Annotated in this window: 4 protein-coding genes; all 4 read right to left on the bottom strand. The window is 74.8% G+C overall.

Translation table 11 applies throughout. From position 1 onward, the window contains the following. Position 1: 1 nt before the first annotated feature. The gene (locus KME80_RS23275) at positions 2-11026 is read right to left on the bottom strand and encodes a non-ribosomal peptide synthetase (RefSeq protein ID WP_219508236.1); all 11025 of its coding nucleotides are present in this window, start codon (positions 11024-11026) and stop codon (positions 2-4) included. A 68-nt stretch (positions 11027-11094) separates the two neighbouring features. Continuing rightward, positions 11095-11304 carry an MbtH family protein gene (locus tag KME80_RS23270; protein WP_219508235.1) on the bottom strand — a complete coding sequence of 70 codons (210 nt, stop codon included), beginning with the start codon at positions 11302-11304 and terminating at the stop codon, positions 11095-11097. 115 nt (positions 11305-11419) lie between these two features. After that, positions 11420-13255: an AfsR/SARP family transcriptional regulator gene (locus KME80_RS23265; RefSeq protein ID WP_219508234.1), complete on the bottom strand. Its 1836-nt coding sequence runs from the start codon at positions 13253-13255 to the stop codon at positions 11420-11422. 69 nt (positions 13256-13324) lie between these two features. Continuing rightward, positions 13325-14934 (bottom strand): acyl-CoA dehydrogenase family protein (locus KME80_RS23260; RefSeq protein ID WP_219508233.1); only part of this gene is annotated, 1610 nt, incomplete at its 5' end.

Genomic DNA, 14934 nt, shown 5'->3' with positions numbered 1-14934 from the left:
CTCATTCGTTGTCCCATTCGGTGGCAAGATCGTCAATTTCTTCCTGGCTCAGTTCGAGCAGCGGCAGGTCGGACGGGGTGTGGCCGCCCGCGTCACCCCGCCGCACGTGCGTGACCAGGCCCCGCAGGGCCTCGGTCCACAGCTCGGCGAGTTCTTCCACGTCCTTCCTGTCGATCAGGTCCGCCGGGAAGGTCCACGTGGCCTCCAGCCGCGGGCCGGCGGGCAGGTCGTACGTGACGGCGTTGATCTCCAGCGGGTGCCCCACGGCCAGTCGCGGGCGGGGGGCCGCGGGCGGCGCCTCCTCGCCGGCGCGCTGGATCCGGCCGAGGTAGTTGAAGCCGATCTGCGGCACCGGCAGCCCGGCCAGCCGGGGCGCGGTGCCGGGGTTGAGGTGGCGCAGCATCCCGAAGCCGATGCCGTTCTCGGGGACGGCGCGGAGCTGCTCCTTGACCCGCTTCATGGCCAGGCCGACGGCCGGCTCGCCGGCGCGGACGGCCGCCCAGTCGGCCGGGCCGGGGTCGACGGCCACGGGGAAGAGGCTGGTGAACCAGCCGACCGTGCGCGACAGGTCGACGTCGCCGGCGATGTCCTCGCGGCCGTGCCCTTCCAGGTCCAGCAGGACGGCGGTCGGTGCCGCCAGGGCCGCCGCGCGCCGGGACCGCCACTGCGAGACGGCGAGCCCGAGCCCGGTGAGCAGGACGTCGTTGACGCGCCCGTGGAAGGCCGCGGGCACGCTGGTCAGCAGCGGTTCCGTCACCTCGGCGGGCAGGGTCACGCGCACGTCGGCCGTCCGGTCGGAGGTGTCGCGCACCGGGTCGAGCGGGCGGCTGCCGAGGAGGGGGTCCGGCGTGGCGAGCACGTCGGTCCAGAACGGGAGCTGCGCCTCCCTGGCCGGGTCGCCGGCCAGCTCGCGCAGGCGCCGCGCCCACCGGCGGAACGAGGACGGCACCGGGTCCAGCTCGACCGGCTCGCCGGCGGCCAGCGCCGTCCAGGCGGCGTGCAGGTCGGGCAGCAGGATCCGCCAGGAGACGCCGTCGACGACCAGGTGGTGCAGCACCAGCAGCAGCCGGCCCTCGCGGTCCGGGCCGTGGTCGAACCAGACGGCGCGCACCATCACGCCCGCGTCCACGTCCAGGCCGGCCACGGCCGCGTGCCCGTGCCGGGCGAGCGCGGCCGCGTCGAGCCCGCCCCCGTCCAGCCCGCCGCCGTCGAGCCCGGTCGCGTCGAGGCCGGTCGCGTCCACCCGGCGTACGCAGGTCGCGGCGTCGAGGGCGCCCTTCTCCGGCACCGTGAGCCGCCACTGCCCGCCGGTCCGCGACAGCCGCATCCGCAGGGCGTCGTGGTGGTCGAGCAGCGCCTGGAGCCCCTGGGTGACCAGGTCCAGGCGGGCGCCCGGGGGCGTGGGCAGGAACGCCGACTGGTGGTGGGCGTCGATCGAGCCGTGCCGCTCGGCCAGCCAGGCGATGATGGGCGTGAGCGGCACGTCGCCGACGGCCTCCGCGGGGTCCTCGGTGACCCCGGCCGGAGCGGGGCGCATGGCTGCGGCCAGCGCCTCCATCGTCCGGTGGGTGAAGACGTCCCGGGGCGTCAGCTGCCAGCCCGCCCGGTGCGCCCGCGCCGCGAGCTGGATCGTCATGATGCTGTCGCCGCCGAGCTCGAAGAACCCGTCGTCGAGGCCGACCCGCTCCAGGCCGAGCACGTCGGCGACCAGGCCGCACAGCAGCTCCTCCTGCGGGGTGCGGGGGGCGCGGTGCGCGGCCAGGTTCCGCGACCACGGCTCGGGCAGCGCCCGGCGGTCGAGCTTGCCGTTGGGCGTCAGCGGGATCGCGTCGAGGTGCATGACCGCCGACGGGACGAGGTAGTCCGGCAGCAGGGCGGCCAGGTGGGCGCGCAGCTCGTCCGGGCTCGCCGCCTCCCCCGCCGGGACGACGTAGGCGACCAGGCGCTTGACGCCCGGCTGGTCCTCGCGCGCCACGACGACGCTGGTGGTGACGTCGGCGCGCTCGTTCAGCACCGCCTCGACCTCGCCGGGCTCGATCCGGAAGCCGCGGATCTTGACCTGCTCGTCGGCGCGGCCGAGGAACTCCACCTGCCCGTCCTCGCGCCACCGGACGACGTCGCCGGTGCGGTACATCCGCTCGCCGGGCGCGCCGAACGGGCAGGGCACGAACCGGTCGGCGGTCAGGTCCGGCCGGTGCAGGTAGCCGCGCGCCAGCCCGTCGCCCGCCAGGTACAGCTCGCCGGGCACGCCCACGGGCATCGGCTGGAAGTGCTCGTCCAGCACGTACACGTGCGCGTTGAGCAGCGGCGTGCCGATCGGCGGGGCGGCGCCGGGCGGCGCGGCGGCGACCAGCGCGGCCACGGTGAACTCGGTGGGGCCGTAGGCGTTGAACATGCGGCGCCCGGGGGCCCAGCGGGCGACCACCTCGGCGGAGCACGCCTCCCCCGCCGTGACCACGGTCTCCCAGCTCGGGTACGGGCGCTCGGGCAGGGTCGCCAGGACCTGGGGCGGCAGCACCGCGTGGGTCACGCCGGCGCCGTCGATCAGCTCGGCGAGCCGGTCGCCGCCCAGGCAGTCCAGCGGGCGCAGGACGAGCGCGGCGCCCGCCGCCCACGCCATCAGCATGTTGGCGACGGAGGCGTCGAACCCGAAGGAGGCGAACTGCAGCACCCGCGACGTGCCGGTGATCCCGTACCGCTCGATGTTGTCGGCGGCCAGGGACGCCAGCCCGCGGTGGGTGACCACGACGCCCTTGGGCGTGCCGGTGGAGCCCGAGGTGTAGATGACGTAGGCGGGCTGGTCCAGCGCGATCGGCGGGCGCGGGCTGTCCGCCGTGGCGGGGACGTCCTCGATCGGCACGACGGCGTGGCCGTCCGGGACGCGGGCGGCCAGGCCGGGCGCGGCCAGCACGAACGCGGGCTCGGCGGCGGCCAGCACCTGGGCGATCCGCGCGTCCGGGTGGTCCGGGTCGATCGGGACGTACGCGGATCCGGACTTGGCGACGGCGAGGAGCGCCACCACCAGCTCGACGGAGGCGGGGGCGAGCACGGCGATCAGCCGTTCGGCGCCCGCGCCGCGCTCGATCAGCGCCTTGGCCAGCCCGTTGGCGCGGGCGTCGAGCTGCGCGTAGGTCAGCTCGGTGTCGCCGAGGACCAGCGCCGGCGCGCCGGGGGTGCGGGCGGCGGCGGCCTCGAACAGCTCGGGCAGCGTCCGCGCGATCCCGGGCCGGGCGGTGTCGTTCCAGCGGACCAGGACCTGATCCAGCTCGCCGTCCGTGAGCAGCGCGGTGTGGCCGAGCGGCCGGTCGGGATCGGCGGCGACGGCGGTGAGGAGCCGGCCCAGCAGCGTGGCCAGCCGCCGCGCGGTGGCCGCGTCGAACAGGTCGGTGGCGTAGTTCAGCTCGCCGCTCAGGCCGGCCGGGTCGCCGGTGGCGGTGCGGTGCTCGGTGAGCTGGACGAGCAGGTCGAACTTGGCCACGCCCTCCTCGAACGGCACCGGGGCGACGTCGAGGCCGGGCAGGTCGAGTGTGGCGTGCTCGTCCGGCGCGAGGCTGAGCATCACCTGGAACAGCGGGTGGCGGCCCGCCGACCGCTCCGGCGCGACCAGGTCGACCAGCCGTTCGAAGGGCAGGTCCTGGTGGGCGAAGGCGCCGAGGTCGGTCTCCCTGACCCGCGCCAGCAGCTCGCGGAACGACGGGTTGCCCGAGGTGTCGTTGCGCAGCACCAGCGTGTTCACGAAGAACCCCACCAGGTCGGAGAGCGCCTGGTCGGTGCGGCCGGCGACCGGGGAGCCGATCGGGATGTCGGTGCCGGCGCCCAGGCGGGTGAGCAGCGCGGCCAGCCCTGCCTGCAGCGCCATGAAGAGGGTGACCCGGTGCTCGGCCGCGACGGCGGCCAGCGCCCGGTGGGTGTCGGCGTCGACGCGCAGCTCGGCGGACGCGCCCCGGTGCGACGACACGGCGGGGCGCTGCCGGTCGGCGGGCAGCGCGATCTCGTCGGGCAGCCCGGCCAGCGTCTTCGACCAGTACGCGACCAGCTCGTCGGCCGAGTCGAGCACCTCCCGCTGCCACAGGGCGTAGTCGGCGTACTGGACGGGCAGCGGCTCCCATCCGGGGGCCGTGCCGCGCACGCGGGCGGAGTAGGCCGCCGCCAGGTCGCGGGCGAGCGGGCCCATCGACAGGGCGTCGCCCGCGATGTGGTGCACGACGATGAGCAGCACGTTCTCCTCGGCCGACAGCCGGAACAGCCGCGCGCGGACGGGCAGCTCGGTGGCCAGGTCGAAGCCCTCTGCGGCCGCCTCGGTCAGCACCGCGCGGAGCCGCCCGGGCTCGACGTCGGCGCACGGCAGGTCGATCGCGGCGTCCGGCACGATCTCCTGGCGCGGCACCCCGTCCACCTCCGGGAACACCGTGCGCAGGCTCTCCTGCCTGGCCAGCACGTCCGCGAACGCCTGCCGCAGCGCGCCGGCGTCCAGCGGCCCGGTCAGCCGCAGCGCGGCGGGGATGTTGTAGGTCGCGTTCGGGCCCTCCATGCGGTTGAGGAACCACAGCCTGCGCTGCGCGAACGACAGCGGCAGCACGTCGGGCCTGGCCACGGGCCGCAGCGGCGGCTGGACGCGCCCGGACGCCTCGGCCAGGTGCCCGGCCAGCGCGGCGACCGTCGGCGCCTCGAAGACCAGCCGGATGGGCAGCTCCACGCCGAGCACGGCGCGCACCCTGGACACCAGGCGGACGGCCGACAGCGAGTTGCCGCCCGCGTCGAAGAAGCCGTCGTCGACGCCCACCCGCTCGACGCCCAGGACCTCGGCGAACAGGTCGCACAGCACCTGTTCGCGGGGCGTGCGCGGCGCGCGGCTGACGACCGGGGCGGCCGCCTCCGGCGCGGGCAGCGCCCGGCGGTCCAGCTTCCCGTTGGCCGTCACGGGCAGCCGGTCGATCACCATGATCACCGACGGGACCATGTAGCCGGGCAGCCGCCCGGACACGAACCCGCGCAGCTCGGCGACGTCCGTCTCCGGGGCGGCCACCACGTACGACACGAGCCTCGGGTCGGCGCCGCCCTCCAGGACGGTCGCCGCCTCCGCGACCGCCGGGTGCGCGGCCAGGGCCGAGGAGATCTCGCCCAGCTCGATCCGGTAGCCGCGCAGCTTGACCTGGTCGTCGGCGCGGCCGAGGAACTCCAGGGTGCCGTCGGGGCGCCACCGACCCAGGTCGCCGCTGCGGTAGAGCACGCCGCCGTCGCCGAACGGGTCCGGCACGAACCGCTGCGCGGTCAGCGCGGGGTTGCCGAGGTAGCCGCGCGCCACGCCCAGGCCGCTGATGTGGATCTCGCCGGGCGTGCCGACCGGGACCGGGGCGCCGTGCCGGTCGAGCAGGTGGACCCGGCCGTCGGCCAGCGGCCTGCCGATCGGGTTGCCCGCGCCCGGCTCCAGGTCGGCCTCGGTGATCCGGTGGAACGTGGTGTGCACGGTCGTCTCGGTGATGCCGTACATGTTCACCAGGGCCGGACGGGACAGCCCGAACCGGGACGTCCACGGCCGCAGCTCGGCGATCTCCAGCTTCTCGCCGCCGAACACCACGTAGCGCAGGGCCAGCCGGTCCAGCCGGGGGTCGCCGTCCCTGGCCAGGGCGACGAGCGAGCGGAACGCCGACGGCGTCTGGTTCAGCACGCTCACCCGGTGGCGGACCAGCAGGTCGACGAAGTCGTCCGGGGAGCGCACCTGTTCGAGGGACGGCACGACGACCGTGCCGCCGTGGAAGAGCGCGCCCCACAGCTCCCAGACGGAGAAGTCGAAGGCGTAGGAGTGGAACAGGGTCCACACGTCGCCGAGGCCGAAGTCGAAGTGCCGCGCGGTGGCCTCGAACAGGCTCGTGACGTTGGCGTGGGTGACGCCGGTGCCCTTCGGCCGTCCGGTCGAGCCCGAGGTGTAGATGACGTAGCACAGGTCGCCGGCCGATCCCGGCGCGGCCGGGGCGGTGCCGGGGTAGCCCGACACGTCGCCGAGGACGAGCGCGCCGCGCAGGTCCGCGGCGCGGCCCTCGTCGGTGACCACGATCGGCGCGCCGGAGTCGGCCAGGATGTAGTTCACCCGCTCGTGCGGCTGCTGCGGGTCCAGCGGCAGGTACGCGGCGCCGGACTTGAGCACGCCGAGCAGGGTGGGCACGAGGTCGGGGCCCCGGTCGAGGCACACGCCGACCAGCGTCTCCGGCCCGGCTCCCAGCTCGATGAGGCGGTGGGCGCAGCGGTTGGCGCGCCGGTCGAGCTCGGCGTAGGTCAGCTCGGTGCCGCCGGACACGACGGCGACGGCGTCCGGGGTGCGCGCGGCCTGCCGCTCGAACAGCTCGTGCACCCGCGCGGCCGGCGCGGTGATCTGCTCGTCGCCGCTGAAGGCGGCCATCAGCGCCTCGTCGCCGTCGGGCAGGAACGTGGCGACGGCGTCGCCGCCGGGGTCCGCCGCCATCGCGGCGAGCACCTTGCGGTACATCTGGGTCAGCCGGTCGGCGTCGGCCCTGCTGATGACGCTGGTGTCGACGCTGATCCCGATGTGCCCGACGCGCACCGCCACGCCGAGCGGGAACTCCGTCGGGCTGTCGTCGATGCTGGCCAGGTAGTCCACCAGCCCGGTGTCGACCTGGTGGAAGTCCAGGTAGACGAACATGGTGTCCAGCAGCCGCCCGCCACCGGCCAGCTCCTGGATCGCGGGCATCGGGAACTGGCGGTGCCGCCACATCGTGCGCTCGCCGGCGAAGGTCCGCTCGACGAGGTCCCGCCAGGTCCGGGCGCCGGTCTCGTGGGCGAACGGCAGCGTGTTGAGGTACATGCCGTACACGTGCTCCGCGCCGGTCACCTCGGGCCTGCCGTGGAACACCACGCCCGCCAGGAACGACTCCTCCTCGGTGAGCTGGCTGAGCACCTTGAGGTGCGCGGCCAGCAGCACGCTCTTCATCGGGGCGCCGGCGGCGTCCGCCAGCGCGCGCAGCCCGGGCTCCAGGTCGAGGAAGGAGACGACGGCCGTGTGGCTGCTCCGCTCGGCCTCGCCCGTTCCGGGCGTCACGGCGAACTTCGGGTGGCCGCGGACGATGTCGCGCCAGTAGCCCCGGCTCTCCTCCGACTCCAGCGAGCGCAGCTCGGCGGCGATGAAGTCGGCGTAACGCAGCCGGGGGGCCTCCCACGGCTCCGGCTCGGCGCCGTCGCGCAGCCGCCGGTAGCAGCCCAGCAGGTCCATCAGCATCGAGTGGTGGCTCCAGCCCTCCATCACCGCGTGGTGCTCGGTGACCGACAGCCACCACGAGCCGTCCGCGCAGGTGTGGGCGGCCAGCCGGATCAGGCACGGCCGGCCCAGGTCCTCGAACGGGCGGGCCCGCTCGGCCTCGACGTAGGCGCGCATCGCCCGCTCGATGCCGGCGTCGTCGAGGTCGCCGAGGTCCGCCGTGGTGACGGACATCTCCGCCTCCCGGTGGACGAGCTGCATCGGCACGCTGTACGTGGTCATGTCGATGGCCGTGCGCAGCGCCTCGTGGCGGGCGACGAGGATCGCGGCCGCCTCACGGAACGCCTCGGGGGAGAACGGCGCCCCGTCGCGGATCCGGAACGACGTGGCGTTGTGGTAGACGCGCAGCTCCTGGTCGGCCATCATCTCGGCGACCATCCCGGCCTGCACCCGGGAGAGCGGGTACGCGTCGGCGACCCCGGCGGGGACCTTGGCCCGGTCCGCCGGCGAGATCAGCTCGAACGGCCGCACGTACCCCTGTTCGGGCGCGTCGTCCTGGGGCGCGCCGACGGCGGCGGCCAGCGCGGCGACGCTGCGGTGCTCGAACAGGTCGCTGACGCCGACGTCGAACCCGGCCTCGCGCAGCGCGCCCGCGAGCGCCACCGCGCGGATCGAGTCGCCGCCGATGTCGAAGAACCCGTCGTGCACGCCGACCTTGTCCACGCCGAGCACGTCGCTCCAGATGGCGGCGATCCGCTCCTCCACGCTGTCGCGCGGGGCCAGGTAGTCGCCCCGGGTGCCCAGCTCGGCGCGGCCGGGCGCGGGCAGGGCGGCGCGGTCGAGCTTGCCGTTGTTGGTCAGCGGGAAGCGGTCCAGCACGACGAAGGCCGAGGGGACCATGTACTCGGGCAGGTCGCGGGCGAGGAACTCGCGCAGCTCCGCCGGAGGCGGGACGTCGCCGCCGTCGCTGATCAGGTAGCCGACGAGCTGCTTGTCCCCGGCGGAGCCGCTCTCCCTGAGCAGGACGACGGCCTCGCTGATGCCGGGGTGCCGGGTGAGCACGGACTCGATCTCGCCCAGCTCGATGCGGTAGCCGCGCAGCTTGACCTGGTGGTCGATGCGGCCGAGGAATTCGAGGCTGCCGTCGGGGAGCCTGCGGGCCAGGTCGCCGCTGCGGTACATGCGGGCGCCCGGGTGCGCGCCGAAGGGGTCGGGGACGAACTTCTCGGCGGTGAGCGCCGGCCGGTTGAGGTAGGCGCGGGCGACGCCGGGCCCGCCGACGTGGATCTCGCCGGGGACGCCGATCGGCACCAGGTTCCCCCACTGGTCCAGCAGGTGGACGCGCAGGTCGGCGAGCGGGCGGCCCACGGCGTTGCCGGCGCCCGGCCGCAGGTCGGCCTCGTTCACCTCGTGGTAGGTGGTGTGCACGGTCGTCTCGGTGATGCCGTACATGTTGACCAGGACGGGGCCGCGCAGGCCGAACCTGGCGACCCACGGCTCCAGCTCGGAGATCTCCAGCTTCTCCCCGGCGAACACGACCGCGCGCAGCCTCAGCCGGTCGAGGCCCGGGTGGCCCTGCCGGGCGAGGCCGACCAGGCCGCGGAAGGCCGACGGCGTCTGGTTCAGCACCGTCACCCCGTGCTCGGCCAGCAGGGCGAGCAGGTCCTCGGGGGAACGGGTCACCTCGCGGGGCGGCACGACGAGGGTGCCGCCGTACAGCAGGGAGCCCCACAGCTCCCACACGGACACGTCGAAGGCGTAGGAGTGGCACAGGGGCCACACGTCGGCCGCGGAGAAGCGGTAGTGCCGCTCGGCGCTCCGCAGCAGCCGGACCACGTTGGCGTGGGACAGGCACACGCCCTTGGGCCGCCCGGTCGAGCCGGAGGTGTAGATGACGTAGATCAGGTCGTCGGCCGTGCCGGGGACGGCGAGGTCGTCGCCGGAGTGGCCGGCGATGAGCTCGCGGTCCCGGTCGACGTCCACGATCGTGCCCTCGTAGAACCCGGCGACGGTACGGGCGCGGGCGGTCGAGGTGACGAGCACGGGGGCCGCCGCGTCGGTGACCATGAAGCCGAGCCGGTCGGCCGGCTGGGCGGGGTCCAGCGGCAGGTAGGCGGCGCCGCACTTGAGGACCGCGAGCAGGGCGGGGACGAGGGCGAGGTCGTTGTCCAGGCACACGCCGACCAGCGAGCCGGGCCCGGCGCCCAGGGTGCGCAGGTGGCGGGCCAGCCGGTTGGCCTCGGCGTTGAGCTGGGCGTAGGTGAGCCGGGTCTGCCCGAACACCACGGCGGTCGCGCCGGGGGTGCGGGCGGCCTGCCGTTCGAACAGCTCGTGGACGCGGCCGTCGATGACCGGCTGCTCGGCGGCGCCGATCTGCAGCGCGCGCTCCTCGGCGCCGATGAAGTCGAGCGTGGCCGCCCGCGCGGCGGGGTCGGCGGCGACGGCCCGGAGGAGCCGGACGTAGTTGCCGGCCATGCGCGTCATGGTGTCCCGGTCGAACAGGGCGGTCGCGTACTCCAGCTTGGCCGGCAGCCTGTCGTGCTCGCTCTCGTCCACCAGGAGGGTCAGGTCGAAGCGGGAGAAGCGGGAGGAGCCGGGGATCGGCGCGACCGTGAGGCCGGGCAGCCGCAGCCCGGCCCGCTCGCCCTGCTGCAGGGTGAAGGCGACCTGGAACAGCGGGGTCCTGGACATGTCGCGCTGCGGCTGCAGCTCGTCCACCAGGAGGGCGAACGGGATGCCCTGGTGGTCGAAGGCGTCGGCGACCATGCCGTGGGCGTCGGCGAGCAGGTCCTGGAAGGCGGCGTCGTCGTCCCAGCGGGCGCGCAGGACGAGGCTGTTGATGCCGTAGCCGATCAGCTCGCGCAGCTCGGGGCGGGAGCGGCCGGAGACCATCGTGCCCACGGGAATGTCGGTCTTGCCGGTGTAGCGCGAGAGCAGCACGTGGAAGGCGGTCAGCAGGACGGTGAACAGCGTGGTGCCGCGGTCGCGGGCCAGGTCGCGGAGCCGGGCGGCCAGGTCGCCGGGGATCTCGAAGCCGAGGACGTCCCCGGCGGGGTCGCGGTGACTCGGCCGGGGCCGGTCGGCGGGCAGGTCGAGCGGCTCCATGCCGTCCAGGCGCTGCCGCCAGTAGCGGAGGTGCCGCTGGTGCTCGGCGTCCTGGGCGCGTTCCCAGGCCGCGTAGTCGGCGTACTGGACGGCCAGCGGGGCCAGCGTCGGCGGGCGTCCCTCGTGGCGGGCCGCGTACAGCTCGCCGAGCTCGGCGGTCAGGACGGCCAGCGACCAGGCGTCGCAGGCGATGTGGTGCAGGACGACGATCAGCGCGTGGTCGTCGTCGGCCAGCCGGGCCAGCGTGGCCCGGACCGGCCACTCGTGCTCCAGGTCGAACGGGACCAGCGCCTCCCGCTCGCTGAGCTCCGCGACGGCGGCGTCCCGGTCCTCGCGGGCGGACAGGTCCAGCGACGTCAGCCGCAGGTCGCCGGGGGCGTCGACGACCTGGACGGGCTCGGTCCCGGCCATGCGGTAGCGGGTGCGCAGGATCTCGTGCCGGGCGAGCACCTCCCGCCACGCCTCCACCAGGGCGGCCACGTCGAGCGGCCCGCGCAGCCGCCACGCGACGGGGACGAGGTACTCCGGGTTGCTGGTCTCCAGCCGGTTGAGGAACCAGAGCTGCTGCTGGCCGAACGACAGCGGAAGGCGCGCGTTGCGATCGGTCAGGGGTATGCCCGCGGCGGGTGATCCCCGGCGCGCTCGCCGGGCTTCAAGGCTCCGGCGGATCAGCTCCTCACGAGCGGAATTCGAGACTGGCTCGTTGCTCATCCCCGTTGCTCCCTAGACAGGTGGTCGGCCATCAGAGAACGAGCCTTGGATCAGCGCCTATACGGGCCCTATACGGGGGCGCCCGTACCGCGGCGCAGGCTCGCGGGGCGCATGTCGGTCCACACGCGCCCGATGTGGGCGAGGCATTCCTCGCGGGTCCCGGTGAACCCTTCGGGTCTCCAGCCGGCCGGGAGAGCCCGGTCGGCCCACCAGATCGAATGCTGTTCCTCGTCGTTGAGCACGACGAGGAACGGGGCGGCGGTTCGCTGCTCGGTCATGGGGAACTCCTCGCTGCGCGGCGCCGGTGCGCCGGCGTGGTCGTCGCGAGGAGTCTCGACGCCTCCGCCATATCCGCCCTATACGGATGTCTCCCGATTTACTGGTCTTTCTTGATCACTGGGCCGGGGCGATCTCGCGGAAGCCGATGCCGTCCATCTGGATGGAGGCGGCCGTCATCCGGGCCAGGGCCGCCTGGCGGTCCAGCGAGGAGTCCTCCCGCACGGCGAAGTCCAGCGCGAGCGCGCGGACCAGCGGGTGGAAGCGGTACTGCGCGGACATCCCGTGCGTGCCGGGCACGCTCTCCAGCAGCCGCGCGTCCAGCAGCTGCTCGACCAGGTCGCGGGCCCGGGTGACCTTGGTGTCGAGGACGACGGCCGCCATCCACAGCGTGAAGGCGGGCACGTCGAGCAGCACGAGCAGCCGCAGGGCCCGCTGGGTGTCCGGCGCCAGCGCCAGGTAGCTGCGGCCCAGCCGGTCCCGGAGCGTGGCATCGGCGGCGCCCAGCTCCGCCAGCCGCTGCCGAGGGTCGGCCAGCCGCTGGGCGAGCTGGCCCAGCGACCAGTGCGGCTTGGCCACCAGGCGCATGCCGGCCAGGCGGACGCCCAGCGGCAGCCGGCCGCAGAACGCGGCGATGCGCGCGGCCTCCTCCGGCTCCGCCTGGACGCGGCCGGCGCCGATGATCCGGCCGAGCAGGTCGACGGCGTGCCGCTCGGCCGGCACGTCCAGGTCCAGTGCCGGCATCCCGGCGAGCACCAGCCGCGCCCGGCCGGTCACCAGGACGGCGCTCCTCGGGCCCGGCGGCAGCAGCGGGCGGACCTGCTGCTCACCGGCCGCGTCGTCGAGCACCACCATGATCCGCTGGTGGATCATCCGGCTCCGGTAGAGGCGGACGCGCTCCTCGAACGAGGCCGGCACCGCCGAGGCGTCCACGCCGAGCGACAGCAGCATCTCGCCGAGCGCGTCGAACGGCGACACCGGGCGGGCCCGCAGCCCGCCGAGGTCGACGAAGAGCTGGCCGTCCGGGTAGCGGTCGAGGACCTGGTAGGCGACGTGGACGGCCAGCGCGGTCTTGCCCACCCCGGCCATGCCGCCGACGACCGAGCCCACCGTGACGCCCTGGCCGCCCTTGCTGCCGAGCGAGGCGCTGAGCTCGGCGGACTCCGCGGACCTGCCGGTGAAGTCGCCCACGTCGGGCGGGAGCTGGCCGGGGCGCAGGCGCGTGGTGACCGTCGCGCGCTCCCCGGCCGTGTCGAGCGCCGGGTCGCCGACGAGCACCTTGCCGTACAGCTCGCGCAGCTCCTGGCCGGGCTCGGTGGACAGGTCGTCGGCGAGCAGGCCGCGCAGGTCCTCGTAGACGTTGATCGCGTCGGCCTGCCGGCCCGAGCGGTGCAGGGCCAGCATGAGCTGGCCGCGCAGGCGCTCGCGCCACGGGTGCCTGGACACCAGCCCGGTCAGCTCGGACACCAGGCCGCTGTGCCGGCCCAGGAGCAGGTCGGCGTCGACGCGGTCCTCCAGGGTGGCGAGTTTGGCCTCCTCCAGGCGGGGCCGCTCCACGGCGGTGAGCAGGTCGGTGGCGCCGGACAGCGCAGGGCCGCGCCAGAGTGCCAGCGCCTCGCCCAGCACGCGCGCCGCCTCGCCCGCCGCTCCCTTCTCCAGCAGGTGCCTGCCCTGCCGGGTGAGCTTCTCGAAGACGAGCAGGTCCACCGCGTCCGGGTCGGCCTCCATGAGGTAGCCGGGCCGCTGCCGGGTGATGGAGACGCCGAGCTTCTGCCGCAGCCGCGAGACGTAGATCTGGATCTGCGCCTCGGAGGTGGTGGGCAGCTCCTCCCCCCACAGCATCTCCGCGATCCAGGAGTCCGACACGATGCGCGAGCGCGACAGCAGGAGGATCGCCAGCAGCGTACGGATCTTGGTGGCGCTGAGTTCGACCGGCCCCGACGCCCCGCTCACCGTTATCGGGCCGAGTATGCGAAAGTGCAGCACCCCATCACCTTTCATCACGAAGCTCGTCTCGGGTCGTCACCGGCGTCCGTGCCTGGCCAGCCGCCGGGGGATCACGTCGAAGGTGCGCGAGTCCTCGTGCCGGGCCAGCAGCTCGGCGAACATCACCTCGCCCGCCTCGCCCGCCGGCCGGGCGGGCGCCCCGAGGCGGGCGGCGATCCGGCGCAGGGCGACCCGCTGCCAGGCGGCGCCGAAGTCGCCGGCCCGCGCCGCCGTCACCCCCGCGCACGCGGCGGCGGCCAGCGTGAACGCGTACTGCTCGGCCAGCGCGAACGTGTCCGCCGAGGCCGTCACGGTCCGCTCGCCCGGCGGCAGCTCCTCGCAGCGCGTGCGCAGCTCGGCCAGCCGGTCGAGGAAGAACGCCCGCAGCTCGGCGTCCTCGATCCGCGACAGCGCGGCGGTCAGGCTGTCGCGGCCCCGCGCGTCCGGCGCCAGCCTGTCGAAGTCGAGCTCGGGCAGCGCGGAGCCGAGGTCGAACAGCTCGTCCGGCCCGGCGTCGGCGCGCAGCCAGCTCCGCCGCGCCAGCCGGGGCAGCTGCGGGATGATCGTCGCCAGGCAGGCGGCGCTGCTCGAATGGGCCAGCGCGGCCACGGCGAGATCCCGGTGATACTTCTGGAAGATCCCGTAGGGGCCCTCCCGCAGGTACGAGCGCGCGCCGAGGATCGTGAAGAGGTCGTAGGAGGCCGAGTCGAGCAGGGCGCACACCACGTACTTGCAGGCCGCCGCGAGCACGCTGGTCTGCTCGGGCAGCAGGTGCAGGGCGCGCCCGGCCACCGCGCCGAACGCGTCGCACACCAGGAGGTCGGCGAAGACGCCCACCAGGCAGTCGCGGGTGACCGGGATGTCGGCCACCGGCCGGCCGTAGAGCACCCGCTCCCCCGCGAAGCTCAACGCCAGCCGGAGCTGGGTGTCCAGGGCGCCGAGCGCGATGGCGGGCAGCGCGATCCGCGTCACCTGGAAGGCGCGCAGCGCGGTCTCCAGGCCGGTGCCGGGCTCGCCGAGCAGCGCGTCCGCGGGCACCCGGCTGCCGTCGAACGCCACCCCGGCCAGCGGGGTGGCGCGCAGCCCGGACGTGTGGTGGCGGGGCAGGATGCGGTAGTCGCGGGTGCCGGCCAGGTCGACCAGCAGCATGGAGTGGCTGCGGCTGCCGGGATCGTCGCGGGTGCGGGCGAACACGGTGACGGCGCGGGCCCGGCCGATGTTGTTGATGAGCTGCTTGGTCCCGGTCATCACCAGGCTGTCGCCGTGCGCCTCGGCGCGCATCGACATGCGCGAGAAGTCGGCGCCGTGGGCCAGCTCGGTGAACGCCGCCGCCGCCCGGTCGCCGCCGAGCAGCCGCCCGGCCAGCCACGCGCGCTGGGCGGCGTCGCCCGCCGTCCACACCGGGACCGCGGCGATGAAGCTCGTCACCCCGTAGCCGATGCCCAGCGTGGGATCGCGCCTGAAGACCGCCCGCATCTCCTGGACGAGGCCGTTCACGTCGACGAAGGCGCCGCCGAGCGAGGCCGGGACGAACCGGTCGGCCAGCCGCGCCCCGTCGAGGACGGCCTCCCCGGCGGCCAGCAGCTCGCCCCGCTCGTCGGCGGCCAGGACCGCGGCGAACCCGGTGGGGTTCGCCGCGTTCCAGG

Source organism: Nonomuraea ceibae (genome assembly GCF_019396325.1).
Classification (GTDB): domain Bacteria; phylum Actinomycetota; class Actinomycetes; order Streptosporangiales; family Streptosporangiaceae; genus Nonomuraea; species Nonomuraea ceibae.
This window is presented reverse-complemented; position numbering and strand designations above follow the sequence as displayed.

What these genes read in the sequence shown, in the direction of transcription:
- KME80_RS23275 (WP_219508236.1), bottom strand. Translation starts at nt 11,026, where the DNA reads ATGAGCAACGAGCCAGTCTCGAATTCCGCTCGTGAGGAGCTGATCCGC.
- KME80_RS23270 (WP_219508235.1), bottom strand. Translation starts at nt 11,304, where the DNA reads ATGACCGAGCAGCGAACCGCCGCCCCGTTCCTCGTCGTGCTCAACGAC.